The organism is Sphingomonas faeni (genome assembly GCF_003053745.1).
Classification (GTDB): Bacteria; Pseudomonadota; Alphaproteobacteria; order Sphingomonadales; family Sphingomonadaceae; genus Sphingomonas; species Sphingomonas faeni.
The window spans coordinates 768976-790660 of the sequence record NZ_QAYE01000001.1 but is presented as its reverse complement, the minus strand read 5'-3'; the positions used below and the strand labels follow the sequence as shown (position 1 = coordinate 790660).

Annotated in this window: 20 protein-coding genes and 2 tRNA genes; 12 read left to right on the top strand and 10 right to left on the bottom strand. The window is 58.2% G+C overall.

Annotated elements, in window-relative coordinates; genetic code table 11:
* The first annotated feature begins 62 nt into the window (after positions 1–62).
* The 3 genes from C8J25_RS03575 to C8J25_RS03565 all read left to right on the top strand — a co-directional run bounded on the left by C8J25_RS03575 (position 63) and on the right by C8J25_RS03565 (position 4513).
* A complete protein-coding gene (locus C8J25_RS03575) occupies positions 63–290 on the top strand; it encodes a hypothetical protein (protein ID WP_107952233.1) in 228 nt (75 codons plus the stop codon).
* The gene (locus C8J25_RS03570; protein ID WP_167397647.1) at positions 287–2725 is read left to right on the top strand and encodes an AAA family ATPase; all 2439 of its coding nucleotides are present in this window, start codon (positions 287–289) and stop codon (positions 2723–2725) included. The genes C8J25_RS03575 and C8J25_RS03570 overlap by 4 nt, the downstream gene beginning before the upstream one ends.
* Before the next feature lie 129 nt (positions 2726–2854).
* Positions 2855–4513: a VRR-NUC domain-containing protein gene (locus C8J25_RS03565; RefSeq protein ID WP_107952231.1), complete on the top strand. Its 1659-nt coding sequence runs from the start codon at positions 2855–2857 to the stop codon at positions 4511–4513.
* A 61-nt stretch (positions 4514–4574) separates the two neighbouring features.
* Here the strand turns inward: C8J25_RS03565 and C8J25_RS03560 are convergent, their stop codons facing one another.
* From C8J25_RS03560 to C8J25_RS03540, 5 genes are all read right to left on the bottom strand, one after another.
* Positions 4575–5042: a hypothetical protein gene (locus C8J25_RS03560; RefSeq protein ID WP_107952230.1), complete on the bottom strand. Its 468-nt coding sequence runs from the start codon at positions 5040–5042 to the stop codon at positions 4575–4577.
* Positions 5043–5973: 931 nt separating this feature from the next.
* On the bottom strand, positions 5974–6687 hold the full coding sequence (locus C8J25_RS03555) for a hypothetical protein (RefSeq protein WP_055879866.1): 714 nt from the start codon (positions 6685–6687) through the stop codon (positions 5974–5976).
* A gap of 19 nt (positions 6688–6706) precedes the next feature.
* Positions 6707–7972: a tyrosine-type recombinase/integrase gene (locus tag C8J25_RS03550; RefSeq protein ID WP_055879864.1), complete on the bottom strand. Its 1266-nt coding sequence runs from the start codon at positions 7970–7972 to the stop codon at positions 6707–6709.
* Positions 7973–8132: 160 nt separating this feature from the next.
* Positions 8133–8217, bottom strand: a tRNA-Leu gene (locus C8J25_RS03545).
* A gap of 57 nt (positions 8218–8274) precedes the next feature.
* Positions 8275–9711: a YifB family Mg chelatase-like AAA ATPase gene (locus C8J25_RS03540; protein WP_244186716.1), complete on the bottom strand. Its 1437-nt coding sequence runs from the start codon at positions 9709–9711 to the stop codon at positions 8275–8277.
* 889 nt (positions 9712–10600) lie between these two features.
* Between C8J25_RS03540 and C8J25_RS20210 the strand changes: the two genes are divergently transcribed.
* A complete protein-coding gene (locus C8J25_RS20210) occupies positions 10601–10948 on the top strand; it encodes a hypothetical protein (RefSeq protein WP_146173276.1) in 348 nt (115 codons plus the stop codon).
* An 866-nt stretch (positions 10949–11814) separates the two neighbouring features.
* On the opposite strand, the gene C8J25_RS20610 is transcribed toward C8J25_RS20210, so the two are convergent.
* Both C8J25_RS20610 and C8J25_RS03520 read right to left on the bottom strand, forming a co-directional pair.
* On the bottom strand, positions 11815–11976 hold the full coding sequence (locus C8J25_RS20610; protein ID WP_167397646.1) for a hypothetical protein: 162 nt from the start codon (positions 11974–11976) through the stop codon (positions 11815–11817).
* 750 nt (positions 11977–12726) lie between these two features.
* Positions 12727–12797 (bottom strand) — tRNA-OTHER (locus C8J25_RS03520).
* A gap of 78 nt (positions 12798–12875) precedes the next feature.
* On the opposite strand from C8J25_RS03520, the gene C8J25_RS03515 reads away from it, so the two are divergent.
* From C8J25_RS03515 to C8J25_RS20195, 6 genes are all read left to right on the top strand, one after another.
* Positions 12876–13223, top strand: coding sequence for a hypothetical protein (locus C8J25_RS03515; protein ID WP_107952225.1), 348 nt, complete (start codon positions 12876–12878; stop codon positions 13221–13223).
* Between the two features lie 104 nt (positions 13224–13327).
* On the top strand, positions 13328–13591 hold the full coding sequence (locus C8J25_RS03510; protein WP_107952224.1) for a hypothetical protein: 264 nt from the start codon (positions 13328–13330) through the stop codon (positions 13589–13591).
* 503 nt (positions 13592–14094) lie between these two features.
* On the top strand, positions 14095–15120 hold the full coding sequence (locus C8J25_RS20205) for a hypothetical protein (RefSeq protein WP_146173275.1): 1026 nt from the start codon (positions 14095–14097) through the stop codon (positions 15118–15120).
* Positions 15121–15259: 139 nt separating this feature from the next.
* Positions 15260–16177, top strand: a complete 918-nt coding sequence (locus C8J25_RS03505) for a hypothetical protein (RefSeq protein ID WP_107952223.1) — start codon at positions 15260–15262, stop codon at positions 16175–16177.
* A gap of 515 nt (positions 16178–16692) precedes the next feature.
* Positions 16693–17091 (top strand): hypothetical protein, encoded by a 399-nt coding sequence (locus tag C8J25_RS20200; RefSeq protein ID WP_146173274.1) that lies wholly within the window; start codon positions 16693–16695, stop codon positions 17089–17091.
* A gap of 366 nt (positions 17092–17457) precedes the next feature.
* On the top strand, positions 17458–18057 hold the full coding sequence (locus tag C8J25_RS20195) for a hypothetical protein (protein ID WP_146173273.1): 600 nt from the start codon (positions 17458–17460) through the stop codon (positions 18055–18057).
* Positions 18058–18158: 101 nt separating this feature from the next.
* Here C8J25_RS20195 and C8J25_RS03495 read toward each other — a convergent pair whose 3' ends face one another.
* A complete protein-coding gene (locus C8J25_RS03495; protein ID WP_146173272.1) occupies positions 18159–18404 on the bottom strand; it encodes a hypothetical protein in 246 nt (81 codons plus the stop codon).
* The gene (locus C8J25_RS20190; protein ID WP_146173271.1) at positions 18401–18745 is read right to left on the bottom strand and encodes a DUF6626 family protein; all 345 of its coding nucleotides are present in this window, start codon (positions 18743–18745) and stop codon (positions 18401–18403) included. The genes C8J25_RS03495 and C8J25_RS20190 overlap by 4 nt, the downstream gene beginning before the upstream one ends.
* Positions 18746–18831: 86 nt before the next feature.
* Between C8J25_RS20190 and C8J25_RS20185 the strand changes: the two genes are divergently transcribed.
* Both C8J25_RS20185 and C8J25_RS03485 read left to right on the top strand, forming a co-directional pair.
* Complete coding sequence (locus C8J25_RS20185) at positions 18832–19611, top strand: hypothetical protein (protein ID WP_146173270.1); 780 nt, start codon at positions 18832–18834, stop codon at positions 19609–19611.
* A 213-nt stretch (positions 19612–19824) separates the two neighbouring features.
* Positions 19825–20712, top strand: a complete 888-nt coding sequence (locus tag C8J25_RS03485) for a DNA N-6-adenine-methyltransferase (protein WP_107952219.1) — start codon at positions 19825–19827, stop codon at positions 20710–20712.
* Positions 20713–20880: 168 nt separating this feature from the next.
* Here the strand turns inward: C8J25_RS03485 and C8J25_RS03480 are convergent, their stop codons facing one another.
* Positions 20881–21459, bottom strand: coding sequence for a recombinase family protein (locus tag C8J25_RS03480; protein WP_107952218.1), 579 nt, complete (start codon positions 21457–21459; stop codon positions 20881–20883).
* Positions 21460–21685: the final 226 nt, after the last annotated feature.

Here is a 21685-nt window from a genome sequence, read left to right as displayed (position 1 = left end):
GTTGCGATCGGGATAGGCTCGCCGGGCAATTGAGGGTAGATCTAGAAGCAGGGGAGCCAGGAATGTCCACAGCCGCTAATACGACCGACGATTCCGACGGGACGGTGGACGGAACGTCGAATGATGCCGTTCCAATCGTTCATAAGATATTTGGCGCTTTCGCTAATGCGCTGGCGGCGCAGCCCGACCGTGCAGCCGTCGCTGAGCGCCTGCGCAAAGCGCTGGTCACCGACGGTGCCCGGTCTGAGGCAGCCCTGCGGGCCGTCTTATTCGACGGGGGCGATTTGTGATTAAGATCAGCTCTCTCACCATCCGCGATTTTCGGGGCATACGCTCAATCACCCTCGACTTGGGTTCGAACAACTTCGCGGTTTGCGGTCCCAATGGAAGCGGCAAGAGCGGAGTCGTTGACGCGATCGAATTTGTGCTCACTGGCGACATTTCGCGCTTGGCGGGTAAGGGTACAGGCGGGCTTTCGGTCAAAGAGCACGGCCCCCATGTCGACAGCACTCCCGAGTATGCCTTTGTCGAAGCCGAAGTCGTTATTGCGGCGACAGGTAAGTCAGCGACGATCCGCCGGACGGTGAAACAACCAAAGGCGCCAACGGTCACGCCTGATGATCCGAGCATAAGAGCGGCGCTAGCAGAGCTGGCCGCTCACCCAGAATTTGTTCTCTCGCGCCGCGAGATAATCAAATTCGTGCTGGCCGAGCCAAGCGCGCGCTCGCAACTCGTGCAAGCGCTCCTTCGCCTCGACGAACTCGACACCGTTCGCGCTAATTTGACCAAGATCGCTAATGCCGAGGTTCGCGACGAAAAGGCGGCCATCCGACACGCTGCCGATGCTGGGTCTGATTTCGCGCTTGCTCTCGGAATTCCGAAAATCAGTTCCGCTCCTTTACTCATCGCGGTCAACACGCGCCGGACAACGCTTGGGTTGCCTCCGTTGAACGAGTTGACCGCCACGACCTCGGTCCGAGAAGGACTCCAACCCCCGACGAGTGCGGCTGGCGCGGCGGTCAACAAGACACGGATGCTGACAGAGCTTCGATCCGCACGCGAGCGCTTGGAAGGGCTCGCTACCGCAAAATTCGAAGATGCCCTGAGTGCCACGAGGGCTGCTGTTGGCACTCTCGAAGCCGATGTCAGCCTGCTTCAAGGGGCGAATCGCGAGAACATGCTACGGGCAGCATTGGCGCTGTACGATGACGAATGTCCGGTGTGCGGCACGGAGTTCGAGCTGGCCGAGTTCCAGACGACCGTGACCGCAAAGCTGGCCGCTTTGTCTGCCGCTACGGCAAAGCGCCAGCAATTGGAGAACGCACTGGATCCGATCGCGGATGCTCTCGATCAGGCGGCGTTGGCGTTCACGGCCGCTGCAAACTGGTCGAACGTCGCGAAGATTCCCATTCCGGTCGCGAAACTTGCCGCAGCGGCACAGAGCAAGGCAGCGGCTGCGGCTGCGCTTCGAAAGCTCTTGCCGATTGAGGCGACAAAGGAATTCCTCGCGACCGCCGGCGACATTTCCGGTCTGCGCGACGAGCTCGCCCACCTTGATGCAGCCGCCGCGCTTCTTCCCGATCCATCTACTCAGGATGCCGCGCGTGAATATCTCGTCATCGCGCAAAGCAAACTTGAGAGCTGGCGTAAATGCCGCAAGGCCGAGGTCAATGCCAAGACGCGTGCGGAGCTGACATCTGCCGTAAGCGCGACTTTTGGCGACGCAATCACAGACGGTCTTGAGGCGATTTTTGATGCAGTCAGGTCTCGATTTGGCGCGCTCTATCGCGCGATAAATCATGATGATGAAAGTGCCTTCGACGCCCGCTTCAAGCAGGTTCCGGGGCGGCTGGCCCTTGATGTGGATTTTTACGGCCGCGGGTTTTTTCCGCCAGGCGCCTATCACAGTGAGGGCCACCAAGACGGGATGGGCTTGTGCCTTTACCTAGCTCTCACGGATCACCTGCTCGGCCAGAGGTTTTCGATTGCGGTTCTGGATGACGTGCTGATGTCTGTTGACTCCGGGCATCGGCGCGAATTCTCACGCCTACTCAAGACCGAATTCCCCCACACTCAGTTCATCCTCACTACGCACGATCCTATATGGCTCAAACACATGGCAAGCGAGGGCTTGGTGGGTCCGAAAGGGAGCGCTCGCTTCCGCAAATGGGACGTGGATCATGGGCCGGCGGAGTGGGACACCAAGAATGTTTGGGCCGAGATCGACAGTTATCTGGCGCTAGATGATGTCCCAGCGGCAGCTGGTGCGCTCCGACGCTATCTTGAATACCTCGGTGAAGAGGTTTGCCATCGACTGCGCGCAAGAGTCGAGTTCCGTGCCGATGCTCAATTCATGCTCGGCGACACGCTACCCCACGGTCTGGTCGCGCTCGGCGATGCCTACAAGCGGGGGCGGGTTGCGGCAGGCAAGTGGAACAAGCCGGAGCGCGTTGAGGAGATCAAAGCGCTCGAATCGGCGTTTGTCGATGCCCGGACCGCCGCCAATGTCGATCAATGGCAGGTGAACACGGCAGTCCATTACAACTCTTGGGCAAACCTTTCGAAACCGGATTTTATTCCGGTCGTCGACGCATATCGTGCGTTAGTCGCAAATTTTCACTGCGGAGACTGCGGCGGTCTGCTGCGGGTCTCACCCGAGCGCGGGCCAAAGGAAAGCGTTCGTTGCAGCTGCGGTACGGTTCTTATCAGCCTCGTCGAACCCTAAGCCAAAGGTGAGCTAGCGTAGCCGCAGCGATGAGTTTCAACCACTCAGTACTTTAGGCATCAAGGCTGATGCGATTCTGCGGCATCGTGCCGTGCCGGAGCATCGAGATGGAAGCGGGAGAGTTAATTCATGAAAGGTCTGCTCGACCGGCTGTTCGGCCCACCTAAGGCTGAAGTCGCGCCAGAGCCGATGGCGTCGCCGGAGCGCCTTCGAGTCCACGAATTCTCCGAACGGCTGATCACGATCGATGCGATCGACTTCGTTGGACAGTTCGCCAGGTCACCGAACGGCCAGTTTCGGCTGATCTGGTCGGATCGCAATCCGGAAGGGACCATCGGCGGCTATCGCACCGAAGGGCATGGGTGCTGGGCCTTGCTCGAACACGACCGCTTGATCTGTGAAGGCCGGTTGGAGCGTCCGCAGGACGGGAAGGTCGCGAACGACGGCACCTTCGTACTCAACGATTGGATGTTGGGCGAAGGGCTCAAGGGGCGGTTCGTCGCCTTTCGGCGGGACGGGACTGCGATCCTGGCGCGCGACATCGCCGCCAACCTGATGAGCAATGGCCTGTCGAACGACGGCCAGTTTGCCATCTGCCAAACCGCGAACGCGCCTGGCAGCGCGGATAGCTGCTTCTACATGCTGTTCGACCTGACGGCCGCGGTCGAGATCGCGCGGTGGGAGCCAGAGACCGGCTGGGCCGATGGCTATGAGTTCGACACGGTTGCGCGGCAGTTGTTTCTGACCCGACGCGATGCCGAGCGGGTAGGCTATCACTTCGGCGGCACGATGATCGACCGCGAAGGCTGGCAGGCACGTCGCGTTGCCGCCGGCGACCTTATCGTCATCCGATTGCTGCTCGCGGATGCCAGCCAAGTGCGCGATGCCGATTTCGTTGCGCGGATCATCGCGGGGCTTAATCGCGCCGCCCAGGATAATGACGTCCATGTCCGCGCTCGCGCCTTGCGCATTCGCGGTGAATTGCTCGAAGAAACCGGGGACGGGGCAGCGGCGCTCGTCGCCTACGACGAGGCGCTCGCGCTCGACCCACAGGTTGGCGTGACGCGACGAGCGGACAAACTGCGCAAGGCACTGTCGCCAGGATCTGTGCCGGATCGCAAGCTCAGCAAGTTCGAGCGACAGGCCGAACGCGTCGGGATCGCGCATGAGGTGATCACTCTCCACTGCGGCGAGCCCAAACTATGGCGGCATGGTCCCGAGGGCACATGGGCGAGTGTCGAGGAAGCAGCACTCGCCCACTATGTGGCACAGGGCTGGTCGGGTGCGGCGGCCGAAGGCGGGCTGATGCTCACCCTGATCAAGGCCGCGTCCTTCGCGCGGCTCCAGCCGCGCAACGCTGACACCTATATCGAAGCGCTCTATGCGCAGAATGTTGCCTTCGACGAGGATCGCTTCACCCGCGGCGCGCTGATCGACGCCTGCGGACGAGCAACCACCGCGCAAATCAGCCGCAACTGGGCGCTGATCGCCGCCACCGCCGGGGAGACGCCCGCCTTCTATCCGCGAGTCCGCTGGCATCATGTCAGCGGCCTTTTCGACGCACTCGGCACCGAGCGGCTGGCAGCGATCGCGCGGCTCTTCGCCGACGCGCCGTACGATTTGCGCGCCGGCTGGCCTGATCTGACGCTCTGGCGGGACAGGGAGGTTCGGTTTGTCGAGGTTAAAGCGCCGTCAGACTCGATGCACGCCAGCCAGACGCGGCTAATCACGACCATCCTCAAACCGCTCGGCTATCAGGTCACGCTCGCCGAGGCGCGGCCCACCTGACGGCGGAGCTTTTCGAGTGCGATCGTTGACGCTGGGTCGGCGCGGCGATTTGCGTGCCGCGTCAGTAGTAGCGGCTGTAGTCCGCGGCGAGACCTGTCTGCTGCGCAATATTGTCGAGCGCGGCTTTGGTGATCGGGATCAGCGCGCGCATCCGTTCGGGATCGTCCCAGTAGGCACTGCCATGCTTGCCGCCGTGGAACAGGTTGTTGCGGACGATCTTGGCGAGCCGGATCACCTTCGCAAGGTCGCTGGGTTTGTCGTCGAAGCGAACTTCGGCGAAGTCGAGGCCATTCTGGCCCACGACCTGCCGCTGCGGTTTCGCGTCGATCAGCTTCTGGCCTGCGGAAGTCAGCGTATATCGGTCCTGCCAATCGACAATAAACTTCTCCCAGCCGGGCATGGCGCGTGCACCGACCTTATCGTCCTCGAGATAGGGCGCCTCTTTCAGCGCGAACTCGAAGCGCGAAAACCAGTAGAAAAAGTCGAATGCGAGGTCGCGCAATTCCTGGGATATCTCGTCGTGACGCATCTAGCCTGTCCTTGGTTCGCGTTGGCACTTAGCTGTCGATCACTTGAGCTGAACGAACGGGCGCTTATGCCGGTTTGGCGCTCCAAAGCAGTCGTTCCGCTATCCACCAATTTCGTCGGTTCCAAGTTGCACACCCTCATACGGCGCAAGCCCCCCGCCTCGCCCGTTAGCTTGCCATGTGCCTTTTGATGCAGTCGGGGTATCTGATGCGCGGCGGAATAAACACCTGGCCCCCACGGCGCCATGATTCATCCTGCGGTGATGCGAACCGATGCACCCGCAACCCCCATTTAACACGCTTATCCCCCCGCCTCGCCCGCGTACTTTCTGTGTCGCAAAAGGTGCAATCCCAGACCGGCCGGAAGCCGGCCCAGGTCCTGGGGCGCGCGGCGTTTAGAACCGGCGCGGCGTGGGTGCAGTTTGGTGCACTTTGGTTGTGGCCGGGGTACAGCTTGTGGGGAGTGGGAGTCGCGAGGCGTTTGGGCAAGGCCCCGGCACCCCAGCGACACTGGCACCCCGGCCCCGCGTGTCGAATCAATCCCCTCACCTCGCCCCCCCCTCCTAGGCCGCCTCGTGGCTCTCTCGTCTCATTACCCCAAATACCGCGCAAGAACCCCCGCCTCGCCCGCGAGCTTTTTGTGTGGCTTTCGATGCAGTCGGCGGGATTGATGCAGCACGGCGTGAAACCGTGGCTTCCACGGCTGGTCTGGGTCGTCCGGCCTGTTGCGTTTTGATGCACCTCGAGCGTTTCAGCAAGCCCGACGTGCGTTGCCGATCTGGCACCGATTTTGCGCATCCTCCCCAGGATGCACGGGACGGCGCAAGCCGGCACGCTCACCCGCGGTCGCTGGATGTTGAACCTGTTGGGTTCGGGGCCTCGGGGCTTGGTGGAGCAGGAAATCTGCGCACGCCAACGGCGTTCCTATTATATTTAACCTTGTAGGGTCGGGTTCTGACCACCCAGTGAATTCGCGTTACAGAGGTCGACGCGACGGCCTAGCGAAGCGAGAGCTTTCGCGAGAGGGGACTCGTTGCCGGCACGGAATGCCGCCAGGTCCTCGGCCGAGATCGTCGCCAGCATCGCCGCGGTTTCCTCCTCGTTGGCCTTCCTACGGGTTACCTCGTCGTCCGGCATCGGCCCCTTGCCCATCATCCGGCGGACCATGTCGGCCGCTTCCTTCGGTAGGCCAAACCAATACGCGTTGGTCACCTGCTTCACCTGGGGACCGAAGGCGTCGGGGTCTTCGATCGGTTCGAACCGCCGGATCCAGTTGATGAAACCGTGATCCTTGAGACGCGCGAGCGCGCTGACGATCGCGCCGCGCGAACGGCGCAACCGATCGGCCAGCGTTGCGATGGCGGGTTCGAGCCTACCCGTCTTGAAGTCGATCATTCGCATCAGCTCGCGCAGCACGTCGACGCCGATCGCGCCCAGCGGACCGTTACGCTTGCCCGCGATCTTGTGCTTTCGGTCGTAGGTTTCGGCAGCGCGCATGCGCGCGTTGCGTTCTGCCTTGTTGAATGGCCTCCAGTACCGCTGCTCGCGCTCGCCGGCGCGATAGCTGCTGCGGCGTACGGGTTGCCCTGTGCGATGCCCCTTCGCGGCTTTACCGCCGACGATCTTGAAAAGGGAGCGCGCGGTCATGCCACTGCCCCCTCCAGGATCAGGCGTGTTGCCTGAGCCCCGCAAGCAACGATTCCAGCGGCGCGAGGTCCTGGACCAGCATATCCGCCCATTCCTGCGCCAGCTCGCGCCTGCGCGGCATGTATGCCGCACGATTGTACGCGGCCTCGACGGTGTTGCCCGGCACATGTGCCAGCATCAGATCGATGATCGCGCGATCCCCGACTCTGCTCTCCACGCCCGCCAGCTCGTTCATCACCGTGGAGAACGTCGACCGCCAGCCGTGCGGAACGTGGATCCCCGTAAATCCAGCCTCGCGATACGCCTTGCTCAGCGTGCTGTCGCTGAGCGGCCTTCTGGGATGGCGCACGCTGCGAAAGATCAGCGGCCCCTTCCCCGCAAATTCCATCGCGACCTTTATCGTCTCGACCGCCTGGCGCGACAGAGGAACGATGAACTCGAAGGCTGCATCCTCCTTCTGATCCACCACCAGTTTCATCTTGGCGGCAGGAATACGCCACTGCGGCTCCGGCCCGTCCAAGCCCTCGAATTCCTTCGGCTCGGCCATCCGCAGCACGCCCGACCGTACCGCTGTAAGCGACAGGAAACGCGACGCGAGCTTGGTTAGCGGATGGGCTGGCTGCTGCTCGACCTTGCGCAGCACGATACGCGCGGCTTCGACGGTCCGTACGGCTGGCTGCTTGCCACGCTTGATCGGTGACAACGCGCGTTGCGCGACCGCAGCGGGATCCGCCGCGACGATGCCGCTCCCGATCGCGCGGGCAAACACCTCCGAGATCCGCTGTCGGATACGATGTGCCGTCTCGACCGCCCCGCGTTCCTCGACCGGACGGAGAACCTTCAGCACCAGCGGCGTAGTGATCGCGTCGATCGGCAGATGCCCGAGCTTCGGGTAGACGTCCTGCACGAAGCTGTTCTTCACGTTCTGCGCATATCGCTTCGACCAGGTCGCGTCCTGGCTGGCTAACCAATCCTCGGCGATCGTCTTGAACGTGGCACCGACGCGCGCAACCTGCGCCGCAGCCTGCTGCACCTTGTGGACGGAAGGGTCGATGCCCTCGCGCAATAGCTTCGCCGCGTTCTCCCGCATGGCGCGCGCCTGGATCAACGTCGTGTCCGGATACGAACCGAACACCAGACGCTTCTCCTTGCCGCCAAAACGGAATTTCATGCGCCAGCTGCGGTAGCCGCTCGGCATAATAAATAAATATAGCCCGCCGGAGTCGCCCAGCTTGTAAGCCTTCTCCTTCGGCTTCGCCTTCTTGATAGCCGTATCCGTCAGCATCCGGTGCCCCCAAGCACGGAAACCAGTGCCCCCGAAGTGCCCCCAAACAATCGTCGCTGCATTGGGTAACAATGGGACGCGACGGGACCGCGTACAACCCCGCAAAACCAACGAAACCCGCCCCTTTTGGGACGGGTCGGGATGCGTTGGAATTAGTGGTTGGTGCCCCTGGCCGGAATCGAACCAGCATGCCTTGCGGCAACCGATTTTGAGTCGGTCGCGTCTACCAATTTCGCCACAGGGGCAGCGGCGGGTTGGCTAGACGAAGCTTTCGTCCGCCGCAAGCAGGTTTAGTTGCGTCTTTAATTGCGGGGCGGCTGGCGGCGGTAGCTTAGCGCTTCGGCGACGTGAATACGGCCGACCGTCTCGCTGCCCGCGAGATCGGCGATGGTGCGAGCGACGCGGAGGATGCGCGTGTAGCCGCGCGCGGTCAAACGCATCGCTTCGGCGGCCTGAGCGAGGAGTTTGCGACCGGCTTCGTCGGGCGTGGCAACCGAGTCGAGCAGCGCGCCATCCGCCTCTGCGTTCGTGCGTACCGGATGGTCGCGGTATCGCTCAGTCTGGATTGCGCGGGCGACGGATACGCGAGCGGAAACCTCGGCCGAGCCCTCGGTCGGCGGCGGGAGAATCAGGTCGGCGGCGCTGACCGCCTGGACGTCGATGTGCAGGTCGATTCGGTCCAGCAACGGGCCGGACACCTTCGCCTGATAGTCCGCTGCGCATTTCGGGGCTCGCGCGCAGGCGAGGCTCGCATCGCCCAAGTGGCCACATCGGCACGGGTTCATCGCGGCGATCAATTGTACGCGCGCTGGGAAGGTCACGTGTGCATTGGCACGGGCGACGCTGACCGTACCCATCTCCAGCGGCTGGCGAAGCGAATCGAGGACGGCACGCTGGAACTCCGGGAGTTCGTCGAGGAAGAGCACGCCGAGATGCGCGAGACTGACCTCCCCCGGCTTCACCTTCAGCCCGCCCCCGGTAAGTGCCGCCATCGACGCGGAATGGTGTGGAGCACGAAACGGACGCGTGCGGGTCAAGCGCCCACCGGAGAGCGTGCCGGCCACCGATTGGACCATCGACACTTCGAGCGCTTCGGCGGGGTCGAGCGGCGGCAGAATACCGGGCAGGCACGAAGCCATCAGCGACTTGCCGGAACCCGGCGGGCCTACCATCAGCAAATTATGCGATCCGGCAGCAGCGATCTCTAGCGCGCGCTTCGCGGTCTCCTGCCCTTTCACCTGACGCAGGTCAGGACCATGATCAGCGTGCTCGGCTATGCCGGGCTTGGGTGGGCTGAGCAGGCCGTGGCCTTTGAAGTGATTGAGCAACGAAAGCAGATCCGGCGCGGCGATGACCTCGATCTCGCCCGCCCAGGCCGCTTCCGAACCTTGCGCGGCGGGGCAGACGAGCCCCTTCCCCACCTCCGACGCGTGCAATGCCGCCAGCAACACGCCCGGCGACGCGGTGATGCGGGCATCGAGCCCGAGTTCGCCGACGATGACATAGTCCGCCAGCGCCTCGGCATCGACGACGCCCATCGCCGCCAGCAACGCCAGCGCGATAGGAAGATCGAAATGCGACCCTTCTTTCGGCAGATCGGCCGGCGACAGGTTCACCGCGATGCGCTTCGGTGGCAGCGACAGCCCCATCCCGGCGATCGCGCCGCGCACCCGCTCACGGCTTTCGCCGACCGCCTTGTCCGCAAGGCCGACGACGTTCGTAGTTGACGCACAGTGCAAGGCGAAAAACAGCCATTTTTACCGATTTTTGCCGCTCAACAGCATCCGTAGAACGGGGACGTTATGTAAAGGAAACGCAGGTTTCTCGTGGGACTGCCGCACATTCGGAAACGCACGATTGCGGACGTTAACACCGGGCGTATACTCGCGCTGATGCTCCTTTACCGGTCCCTTCGCCCTTTGATCGTTTTCGCACTTCTGAGTGCCTGCGCATCAACGAGCAGAGAGGTGCCGCCATGCTGGCGCGCAGCGGATTTTAAGCAGGGTGAGGGCTTCCACGGCAGTGTCTTCATCCTCGCCGGATATGATACACGATCAATGATCTTCCCGGTCGGCTGCGACGGGGGAGTTACCGCCGATCTACCAGAGGGTGTGGCTCTTCCCGGCTACAGGGGAGCGGATTCCAGCGCTCCTTCCGAACGTCTCTTCTACGAGGCTTGGGTGGAGGGAAAGGTGGAAGGGACCGCGTTTGGGAGGCCAAGCGTTCGGCTTACTCGCGTTGTGGAGCCGCAACAGAAAGCGCCCCGCTGGCTTGTCGGGGACATTCGCTAACCTTCCTATCTTGGACATTCCGCGACGATTGACGCACAGTCCGCGCTCCGCAGCCTCGTTCTAAGTCCCTGTGTTCGCGCGTAAATCTCCCGATGTCCCGCAGTTCGATAATTTTCGTAGTTGACGCACAGTGCAAGCCGGTTTTCCGCCATTTTCACCGATTTCTAACCCTCCACAGCACCCCCGAAACAGGGTGATTATGTTAAGGAAGCGCAGGTTCCTCGTGGGACTGACGTATGTCTGAAAACGCCCACTTCGAGCCGTTCAACATTCACATTACGCAGCGTGAAAGCGGAAGAGGCATTCTCGTTTACCGTTCTCCGCTAGATACCTGCCGATGCTTACGACTGCTTACAGGATTGGAGCGGCGATTCTGTTCGTCGCATACGTATTTGCAGCCCTGTTTTTAATACAGGTGTGCCTCGCTGGGGGTGTTCTAGTGATTGTTGGAACTGCCGGGATATTTGGCAAGGTTCGTGACCAAATAGGCGGACTGGCCTTTCTGATTTCTGGATTGACACTGCTTCTTTCACCTCTCATCGCGCTGATAGGAGCGAGGTATAGCCTCGCAGCTTTTGCCAATGGTGATGGTCGTTCCATTTTACGCGCCGCAGCAATTGGGCTCTGCGGCAGCGCAATATTCTTCATAGCGAATCACGTTTCACCGCGAATCCCCGGACTCTAAACGGCTCTGCAAGCGTGGAAAGCGCACCAGCCGCCTATCCTCGTCTGACCCTCACAACAAAGCAGACGGTCGTCTATCCTCCCATTCCGGCCATTCCGCGACGGTCGGCGCACAGTCAGCATTCCGCAGGCCTGATTCTAAGTAGCTGTATTACTGCGCATCTTTTCAAATGTCCCGCAGTTCGATAATTTTCAAGGTTGACGCACAGTGCAAGGCGGAAGTCAGCCATTCCTTGCGATTTCTGCCCCTCCACAGCATCCCAAAAACCGGATGGTTATGTTAAGGACGCGCGGGTTTCTCGCCGGACTGCCGCATGTCTCAAAACGCCCAATTGCGGTCGTGCGAGCATGTGCTACGCCCGTGCCCAGATGACCAATGTTCGCTACATATCAATCACAGCAGCGGCGTATGCAGCGACGTTCGTAATAGTTTCCCTTATCCTACGCTCATGGCCGCCCTACCCAGCATACGTCACCGCATTGATGATGATCGGGGGCGCGATCGTCTTCGCATGGGCGGGGACGGGACGAATCCAGCAGATAGTCGGGGCTGACCCATCGGAGTTCACTGCGGCAAGCATATTCCACGCGATGCTAGTCACCATCCTGATTGGGGGCGCTGTCTACATTCGCCTTGGACCCGGGCTTTAAGCAGATTGGGAACGGCAATTTCCTCCCCAAAGCGGCCATTCCGCTTACGCCCACTTTCTGCCTTTCGAGGCAGTATTCAGCCGCACTGATTGCGGAGATTCGTTCAGGGGCTCACGGTTGGATAATGAACACGCTCTGGATTGGCATAATCATGTCCGCGCCGCTTCTCGGATTTCTGCTAGGGTCTATCCGGAGCAACCGCAGACGCTGGGCAACCTACGTCGTTTTACTATTGTTGCCCGTGCTGCCGATGACGCTTTTCATGGCATTCACCCCACCAGCGCCGCCCAGCTTTTTAGCGTGGTGGGGTGCCGCTATGGTGATGATCAGTCCGGTCATCATCATTTGGGCAATCTTGGCGACGGTTGGCTTTGCCACTGCCCGCTGGAATGTCCGCTAACTCAGGTTACGGCTCGAAAGCAGCCCCTCCACTTTCCTTCCCAAAACAGCCCTAATTCGCCGTGAGGTCTTTGCTGCACTTCGAACAGCACCGGCGCGGCCACGGATGGCTAATTCCGACGAAGCCAAGCCGCGTTGTGAACGGAGATGTGCCGCACTCAGGACAGCGGAAAAGCCATAGGAAGGCTGCGCCGTGGGCTAGCCACAACGCCATTCCGGGCAGGGCTCCAATGAGACCCAGGCGGATGAACGGCCAGAAGAGCCAAAGCGGCGAAGTAACGAACACGAGCATCGTCCACCCCGTGAACAGCCATGCTTTGCGGTAGAGCGTCATAAGTGCACCGTAGGTGATAGGCGGTTGCCAACCAATGGCTGCTTCCCTCGATTGTCGCCAAAAGCAGCCCGTCCGCTTTCCTCTCATTTCGGACATACCTGCGACCGTTGACGCACAGTCGGCAATCCGTTGGCCTGATTCTAAGTAGCTGTAATCCAGCGCAGTTTTCCAGATGTCCCCCAGTTCGATAATTTTCGTAGTTGACGCACAGTGCAAGGCGCAAAACAGCCGTTTCCGGCGATTTTCGCTACTCACCAGCATCCCCAAAACTGGGTGGTTATGTTAAGGAAGCGCGGGGATGTCATGGGACTGCCGTATGTCTGAAAAGCGCCCAATCTTTGCCGTTGCCCGGTCCGATTGCGCTTCCCGATTGCAGACGATCGTCAGGCTGGGATTGCCAGCGGCAGGCCTCGAACCCGCAACCTCCGGTTGTGACCGGTGCTCCCGCCAATTGAGCTACGCTGACGATCCACGATACCACTTCCGCATCGTTGTCGCAAAACGCCCACTAGCGGACATTCGCTGTGTGTGAGACGCTGGGTCTATGAGGATTGAGCCCTTCTTTGCGGCAGTGCTGTTGTCCGCCTGCGGTGCTGCTGAGAATCTGCAACAGGCCACCACGATGGATATGATCGAGCGGCAGGTGCGTATGCCCAAAGAGGCGTTGGCCCTTACCCGCTACAGCAGGTTCTACACCGCAGCTAAGTCCGGTGAGGTTATCGGGACTTACGTGGCGTCGGCGCACAACGATCTGCCGGTCGGGCAGAGGCGTTGGGTAAAGGACATCTATCATCTCCCTGCAATCGACGACGGCGGATGCTTTATCGTCAACGTCATTTTCGATCCGAAGACGAACCGGGTGACGCAGGCCTTCTGCAACGGCGTGGCGTGATGTCCGCTTTCCCTCCCACTTAGGACATTCGCGTTCCGCATGCTCCGTTCTCGGGCTTCTCTCCCCCTCAGCGTAATGTGCGTGAACACTTGGAAACAGGTTGTATGACTAAAATCACTGACGATCCCGCGACGCTATCATGGAGTGCGTTACATGAACTGGAACGCCTCCAGATCGCTGCGCTTGTCATTACGGGCGCGCGGCTGGCTGACATCGGCGCGCAGGGGATCAGGAAGATGCGCAATGCCGGTAGTGACAGTGGCAAGGCTTACGAACAGCTAAAGGCTGAAACCGAAGACCGCTTGGGTGTTGTGCAGTTTTTGATCGACATGCTTGGCTATGATCCGACCAGCGTTGATCGAACGTGAAACAGTTACCCTGCCCCACACACTTAAACTCAATAGGTCCAAAAGGATTGTATGGCAGAAAATGCGCTCTGGGGAAGCAGGAGCGATCGTTCAGCAACGGCCAGTAGTCGCCAAATTGCGCCGGGCAGGCGCCTTTACGTTCGTTTCGAAGCGTGACCGATACCGGCCCGACACCGCCGCCAGGCGGCGCATTCGATCCACCGGCACGAGTTGTCTTGCTGATCGTTGTTTCGACGACGTTCCGTGTCTACGCTTTCACATGCCAATGACGAATCATGACGAAGCCTACGAGAAACATCCGACCGCGTTGTCGGAGCAAGTGCTGAACATGCTTCGGTTTGCTGAATTTAAAAATGCCGCCATATTCTGTGTCAACCCGCTAGCTCCAAACGACGACCTCGGGTTTTACGCAATTAATCAATTTCTTTCGTCGCCGGATCGGATTCATAAATTAATGACCAAAGCTAAATGTTCTTTTCTTCAATCACCATGCCGGAGGTTTTATGAAACAACGTCGTAGAATCTTCAGGTCCAATCTATTTCCATGTTTAATTTCGGCATCTGCCATGCTTCTAGCAGGCTGCAACAATGATGCTGTTACCGCTACGTCGGAAAGTGTAAGCTCTATAGAGAGTCTTCAGAATGATTTAGCGTCTGCGTTCGATGATCCGAATGTTAAAGGTTGCATTGCAGCAAGTTTATCACTCGACAAATATATTAATGCTGTTTCTGATTTGGAAGATTCGAATCGCGAGCAGTATGGAGCGATCGCTGCACAAAGTGGCGCAAATCAGTCGGTATTGTTCTATGGTGCTGTGGTGCAATATGGTAGCGAATTGAGTGCAGGTGCCTCGAACGCCGAGCGCTCATGTAAATCAGCGGCTAATCGGCTAAATAGTTTTGCAGACGGAATACGTGGTTTTTCAGACCTCGCTGATGTCATACGACACTGTGGTGAACGAGCATCCATAGTCAGCACTCTTGATCATGCCCCAATAGATGTAGTAAATGGGTGGAGGGAAAAGGGACCGGGACTTAAGAACTGCCGATCCGAGGTTTCCGATATTGCTCTACTGCATGGTATTAAGTTTGTTGCCGGTAATACAAAAACCCTAAGCGAGAATTCAGGCGCCATCACTACAAGTAGCCAGAAATCTACAGAGCAAGATAATTCAAATAATATTGTCATTTCGGCACCTGAGGAAACGGATCGCTCTAAAATCGATAGTGCCTTGGCTGATTCACAGATCGAAGATGACAAAACCTGCAAGCGCGACCGAACTTTCTTCGAATCATTAAATCCTTCTGGTCGTCGCCAAAAACTTGAAGGTTTGGGTCTATCAAAGGTTACCTTTGACTACCTCGATCCATACTTGCGCAATATGGAGAAAACCTATCAGGAATACGAAGATCGCCTTGTAAACGCCAAATCGAGTAAAGAATGCAGTGAGATTGCCGTATCTGGAGCAAACGCTATGAATGATGCCGGAATGAAGTTCTCCAACGCGAGCTATGGCGCCCCCGGCTAACGTCGCCGAAAATGCGACGTTCCGGCCTAATTCTACCGCGCCCGAAAGCCGACGTGCTGGCGTTGCAGAAGGGTTCCCTTTCACGACGCGTTGAACGTTGTGACTGGGCAAGCGATCCAATCCTTTGCATGATCGATAAATGTTTAAAGGCCTTAATCGCTACATAGTCGTTGCCTTCCTTCTGCTGGAAGCGATCTTGTTCGCCCTGTTCCTCTACGACAGCGGCTCCTTGTCAGGGACAAGCAACGAGCAGGCACGTCACTTTGGGCAGCACTATGCCGCTCAGGCACAACTGCAGGTCAAACGCACGTGCGCGCGATCGAATTTGCCAGCCGACTGTGTGCTCCCCATCCTACAGTCCACGCGAGAGGATCAACGGGCCGAGAGTAATCTCAACTGGCAACGACAGGCGGCACGGTGGTCTTGGTGGACATTGGTCATCGCGCTGGGACAGACGCTGGTGGGGGCTATAGGCCTTGTGGCTTTGTTTCGATCCATGCGGCAGACCGAACTCGCCTTAGGAGCAGCGACTGACGCCAACTTGATAGCGCGGGAATCGCTCTACTCGGAGAACCGGCCTTGGCTCCACGTCGAGGCGGTTACTTTCGAACACATGACTTCCACAATGGGACAGGGACGCTCCATGCTCGCCGTGTTTACCGTGAAGGTCACCAACATAGGGACGACGGCTGCTATAAATGTCTCGGCTAGGGCTGGGTTAGCGCCGAGACCCCAGGATGCCATCGAGAGGTTCAGCGGTTCTATGGGTGGAGTAGGGTTGGCGACCGTCCTGCCGTCTGGTCATGAGTCCGCCGATCTGTTCGAGGTGACTACGATCGACGAGGCGATCGACGAAGCGAGCGGCTCCTGCTGGTTGGCCGTCGAGGTGGGATATTCGGGTCCGGGAGGCGCTAACAGGCACGTGATCAAGGAAATCTGGATTGTTGCGAGTAGCATCCACAAAGGCACGCCCACAACGCTCGGGCGAACAGCCTTAGAAAGCAATCAGGTTATCGTGCCGACAACTAAATTGGGGATAACGGTTGAGATGACGTGACGCTCGTGCCGCGAAGAAGTGAGTTTAGCCATCTAGATTACAAAGAACGCTAGTTGCCGTCGCACCTGTCGCAAAAGGGTTCCCTTCCGCAGCGCTCACCGTCCCGCCATAATATCAAAGGCTTTTCTTCTGCAAAAGACCGTCGCGGAACGTCGGCTTGGCAAGGCTACTTCCCAATTACCGACCTTCGACGTCGGCGTAGATTCTACGCCAACTTCGGTCCCGGCAAGTAAGACTTTTCGTGCAGCAGCCCTACCGCTGCACCTTTCTACGTTGATCAGGACCGTTGCGGGCACACACTAACGCACATCGGCGAACGTGGCGCCTGTCCGCTGGCGAAACCGGCAGGCGAGCTTTATGAGCAACGAATCGGGAGCGCGGTCACGCGTCGTAACTACGGAAACATGGAGGGACGAGCCATGATTATAGTTGGACTTACGGAGTCCTCGGCTCGTTTTATTACGGGTCTAATAGCAGTGTTGATCGTCATGGCGTTCTTCGGGTGGCTCTCACAAATGACCGGCATCAATCCGTTCATTCTAATAGGAATATTGCTACTCGCTATCGTTGGTTTAGTAGTGATCCCTATAATGGGCGCGCGGCCTAAAAAACAACGGACGGCGAGTGAGGAGCAACGCTGCTTATTTATTCGCGAGAATGGCACAAGATGCATAAGGGAAAAGGTATCATCTACTACTCTTTGTAAGCATCATACAATTTACGTTGAGCGTTATGGCACCAAGCCCGTTCGCAAAGAAGTGGCGACCATCGGGTCGGTGCGTGTGAAGAGAAGCCAGTGCGGTTTTATTAAAGATGATGGTTCAAAGTGTAAGAAGTTAAAGCCAGTTAGCATACAACGTTGCGATTACCACTTGAGGCTGGAAAATGGCGTGGGCAATCGTGCCGCCTCATAACACACCCGAACGACCGCGAACTTTGCGGTCATAATCCTCTTAGTCGACCGCGAACATCGTTCGCTGGTTCCGCTCTTGCTCCTGGCGTCCAGACGCCAGGACGCGGCCCACGGTGAGGCGCCTTCCGCTACGCGAGTTGGCAACCGTTCCCTTGAGATGCTGAAAACATCAACCAACCGCGCGGTGATGGCCCCAGCGCTGTTCGTGGAGGTCTGTCGATCGCACTTCCTAGATCAAGGCCACGGGAGGATGACGGCAAGAAGTTTTGCCATTGCGTTTGCTTTTTCACGCCGAACCATCGAAGTTCGCCCGTGCTGATTATCGGCATCCGTCAACGGGGTAACGATGCAAAACCGAACCACAGCAGTGCTGATCGCCATCATTGTTCTACTGGTGGGCGCTCTTGCATTTATGCTGGGCCAACGTTCGCGGGATAACGGGTCACCTACCGCAACGAGTTCGGTTCTGCCCGCGACGCCTCAACCCACCTTAAAGGCACCGCCGATGCCCGTGCGCCGACCTGAAGCGCCCGCACCAACGCCCTCGCCCGACGCCGCCCCCTTAGTCCTGAACGCTGGAGAACTGACACCGCTGAAAGGTGGAAAGCCCTTCACCGAAAAGTTTGACGATACATCGTTGACGTTCCTGCCAACGAAAGATTTTCGAAAGCTCATCGCTTATCGGAATGAAGCAATCGATCCAAAATCGGATGGCACCTGCACCAAGGTCTACACGATGCACGAGAAGGTCGGGAAGATCGACTACGCTTGGGATTTCGTCATTAAGTCTTTTAGAACGTGGAACGACAAAGAAGGCCAGCAGGAATACATGATTGATGAAACACTCCTTCCGCATGCGTTCCAAGGATCACTCCATGACATCGTTCGGGAAGGCCGCACCGTCACAGTCGAAAAGCAACGATGCGGTATGGGACAGGTTGAGTCATTCGTTTCGATAAAGCCGTAAGCGAGCGATTGAAGCTCATGTAGCCCGATCAGCCGATAAACATCGGTTGGCCAGAGAAAGTAATAGATTATATGCGGGACCGGCCCGCCGTAACGATATTTCTACTGCTCTCCACCCAATGGTTCACAGCGGGCGCACGTGATCGTTGTCACACGACCTTTGACGATCATGAATGTGCCGGAGGAAAAATGCTGACCGCACTGCTCGCATGGCCGGTCTATCGGTTTGTCGTTGTCGTTGTCGTTGTCGTTGTCGTTGTCGTTGCACGCGACGCGGGCCAGCCTAGTTAGCAACGCGTGACGGGCTGCTGGCGACGCGAGCAGGGTGAAAAGATCATCAGATGTCATGAACATAGCTCCGACGCCGCTGTGAATGGATGGGGACGAAAACGCTGGGGGTAAGAGCGACGCGCTCTTTCGCCTTCCAGCATTACAGCCGAAGCGATCCACGCCGCCCGTAGCTTGCGGCGGCTGTCATAAAGCACAGGGTCGCCGTCTAACGGCGGAAGGATAGCGTTCAGCACACCCACCAACGACGACAACGCCGCCAAGTCCGGCACCGACTTCGCTGCAATTATTTGAGAAAGGTATCCATCGGACTTTCCCAAAAAGTCCCGTGAAAACCCCCGCTGGCTTTTGCACAATCCGAGTTCCAGCAAAATATTATATATATCGGTCAAAGTGCTCATAGCGGCTCCTGTAAAGATGTATTTATAGATATTGATTTGTCACTGATCAATTTCGTTAAATATACCATCATTTAACGGAGCGAGACATGAATAGGAATTATGACACGCAACGCCAGGGCGTTGCCCTGCCGATGCATTCGAAATGGCGTATTGATACTGGCAAAGGATTGATCGCACCGGAGATTGAAGAACTTCGGCGAAACACCCTGCAAGCCTACATGCAATTTGGGCGCGTTCCGGCTGACCGCCTCATGTGGCTTACCATAATTAGCGCGGCAATAGTCGTCACTCCGGGAAATCATGCTTCACATTTAGCTTCGGCAGTGCGGGAGACTGAAGAAAAGATCATTGCACGGTGTCGGCGGCGGTTACCGGGCTTACGAATTCGCGGAGTTCATGAAGTCGATTTACTCACGCCCTCGTCGCACATGGGCACTCACAAGGTGAAGATGTTGAAATCGCTTGGCGTGGACGCTGCCTTCGGACGCGATGCTGGCAACATTGGTCATGATGACGACCGTGATAGCCAACATCAATCGTCAACGCGCATTCTCCTTCCGCACTTCCACGCCGTCGTCGACCGCCGTGAGCATTCGGCGGCGAGAGTGGCCGACGAGTTCCGATCAGCATTTCCGGGAAGCTGGCGCACTCTGGCTAAGTCTCTTTACTCCCACCAGACAGTGACCTTTAATCTTTCCAATCTAGCGGGATACTCTACCAAGATGAAAGTCGCCTACAATGACAGCATGGGTGATAGGAATACGAAGTTCTTCAATCTTTACGAACCAGAGTGGCGTGATAGTATCATCGCTACACTCCAGACATTCGGGACCCAACGACTACTCTATCAGTATGGTCGTTCGTAGTGGCTGTCTTGTTCTTAACTACTGCCGCTAATTTTGGCAGTTTTCTGCGGCTCAGGGCGGCATCTGCCCCCATCTGGGCGGCAAATTTTACAGCAGCTTTCTTAGAGGTTTTTTTTCAGTCTCCTGCGCACAGCCAGGCTGCGCCTGGGGGCATGGAGCCGACTTACCGCACCGTTTGGCGAAGCGAAGGTAATATGTGATACGCGGCGTATCATGTTCGACCAATTGCGCGATCACCGCTTATCCCAAGGCCTCCCGCAGGATGCGCTCGCAGCGCAACTGGGTGTCACGAGGCTTGCAGTTCACCGAATAGAAAAGGGCGTGGGCACGCAAAGGCTTCTGCAGCAGGTGATGAAGGAGACAGGATTCCGCCTTTCAGGTATTGGGCGAGGGGCGACGTTGGCAGAGCAGCTAAGCACGGCACGACGAAGGCGCGGTTGGACACTCGAACTCGTCGCCACCAAAGCCGGTCTTACGGCGAAAACAGTCGCCTCGATCGAGCGTGGCGAAGGAAGTGCCGCCAGCGTGATGAAGTTGGTTAGAGCAATCGCGCCGAACTGGAAGAAAACTGAACCTCCCCGTTCATCCTGGGCATTTGATCACACAACGATGGGCGAGCGAGATAAGCGTTTTACACCAAGTTGGTTTTTCGCTCTGGTTACGAAGGCATTCGGGCCAGTTGATTTAGACCCCTGTGGGCACTTAGCGTCGTCCGTAGTTGCACGACGGCGCATCATCCTACCAGAGGATGGTCTAGAAGCATCGTGGACCGGCTATGATTTCATCTGGTTAAATCCGCCTTATAGTGCGGCAGTAGTCTGGATGGAAAAAGCGATGGACGCGGTGATATCCGGGGACTGTAAAAAGCTGGTCATGTTACTTCCAGTTAGAACGGACTCTCAAACTTATCAACAGAAAGTCGCCCGTCACTGTGACACGTTATTCCTCGCGCAACGCATGCGCTTTGAGTCAACTGAAGGTCTTGCCTACGCTGCACCATTTTCATTGATGCTCTGCATATTTGGCGCGACCGAACTTGAGTTAGCTTGTTTCACCGAGTCATGCCCGAACGTTCGGATGCGTGCTTACGCAGGCAGGTGACAACGAAGTCACAGGCTGGAACGAGAAAACCAAGCCCGTGCCTGCGCCGCGCTTACCGATTGCTGTTTTGTTCCTGACGCATCGATCAAGCGCTTGGCGAACTTGTCGGTATAAGTGCCAGCACAAAAGGGACAGATTTCTCGGCTGTCAGGGAGGCGCGTCATAGCCTTAAAGGACAACGCAATAGCGCTTCACTGTGGATTTGCTGATCTGGAATTCGACAGCAGTTCGAGCGATGCTGGCGTCGTTGGCGCGCCGCCAATCGCTGACGACTGAGGCCTCTGCCGCTGCTGGACGACCGAGAGACGGCTTCCCGCGATGGGTCAATCCAGTCTTGGCCAAGGAGGCGCGGGCTGCTGCGCGCCCACTCTCGCACCGTTCCTTGATCCGGTGCCTTTCAAGGTCCGCGATCTGAGCGAGGACTGCGACGATTATCTCGCCGACCCCTTTGCCGATCGAGCCGATCCCCTGAACCTCAATTCGGACGCCCTTGTCGAGCAGGCGTCGAACAGTCGCTTGCACGTCCAAAGCGTCCCTGCCGAGGCGATCGAGTGCGAAGAGGTGCACTTCGTCCCCCTCTCGCACATATTCGATCAACTTCGAGAAGCCGGGACGATCAGCGGCCAATGTGACTCCGCTCACCCCCTCGTCAAGGAACTCACGGGCGAACCCGCCGCCCATGGCTTGACGCTGCGCGTCCACTGACTGATCCGCCGTGCTGCACCTGTAATACGCGACACGCGACATATCATCTCCTATTGGCTCAAAAGATACTATCACATTTCTGAGCTAGGCCCAATAGCGGCGGAGTTATCTTCTGGCCCGCCCCGAGAGCCGGATTTTGGCTGGCTCTCAAGGAATAAGTTCTGACCCAAGGGCCTTCGGTCGTGGGGGATAATAGTCGTGGACGTATAGTCCCCATCGTCACGCGATCACGGGGTGGACGATGACATTCTCGACGCCTTTGGGGACC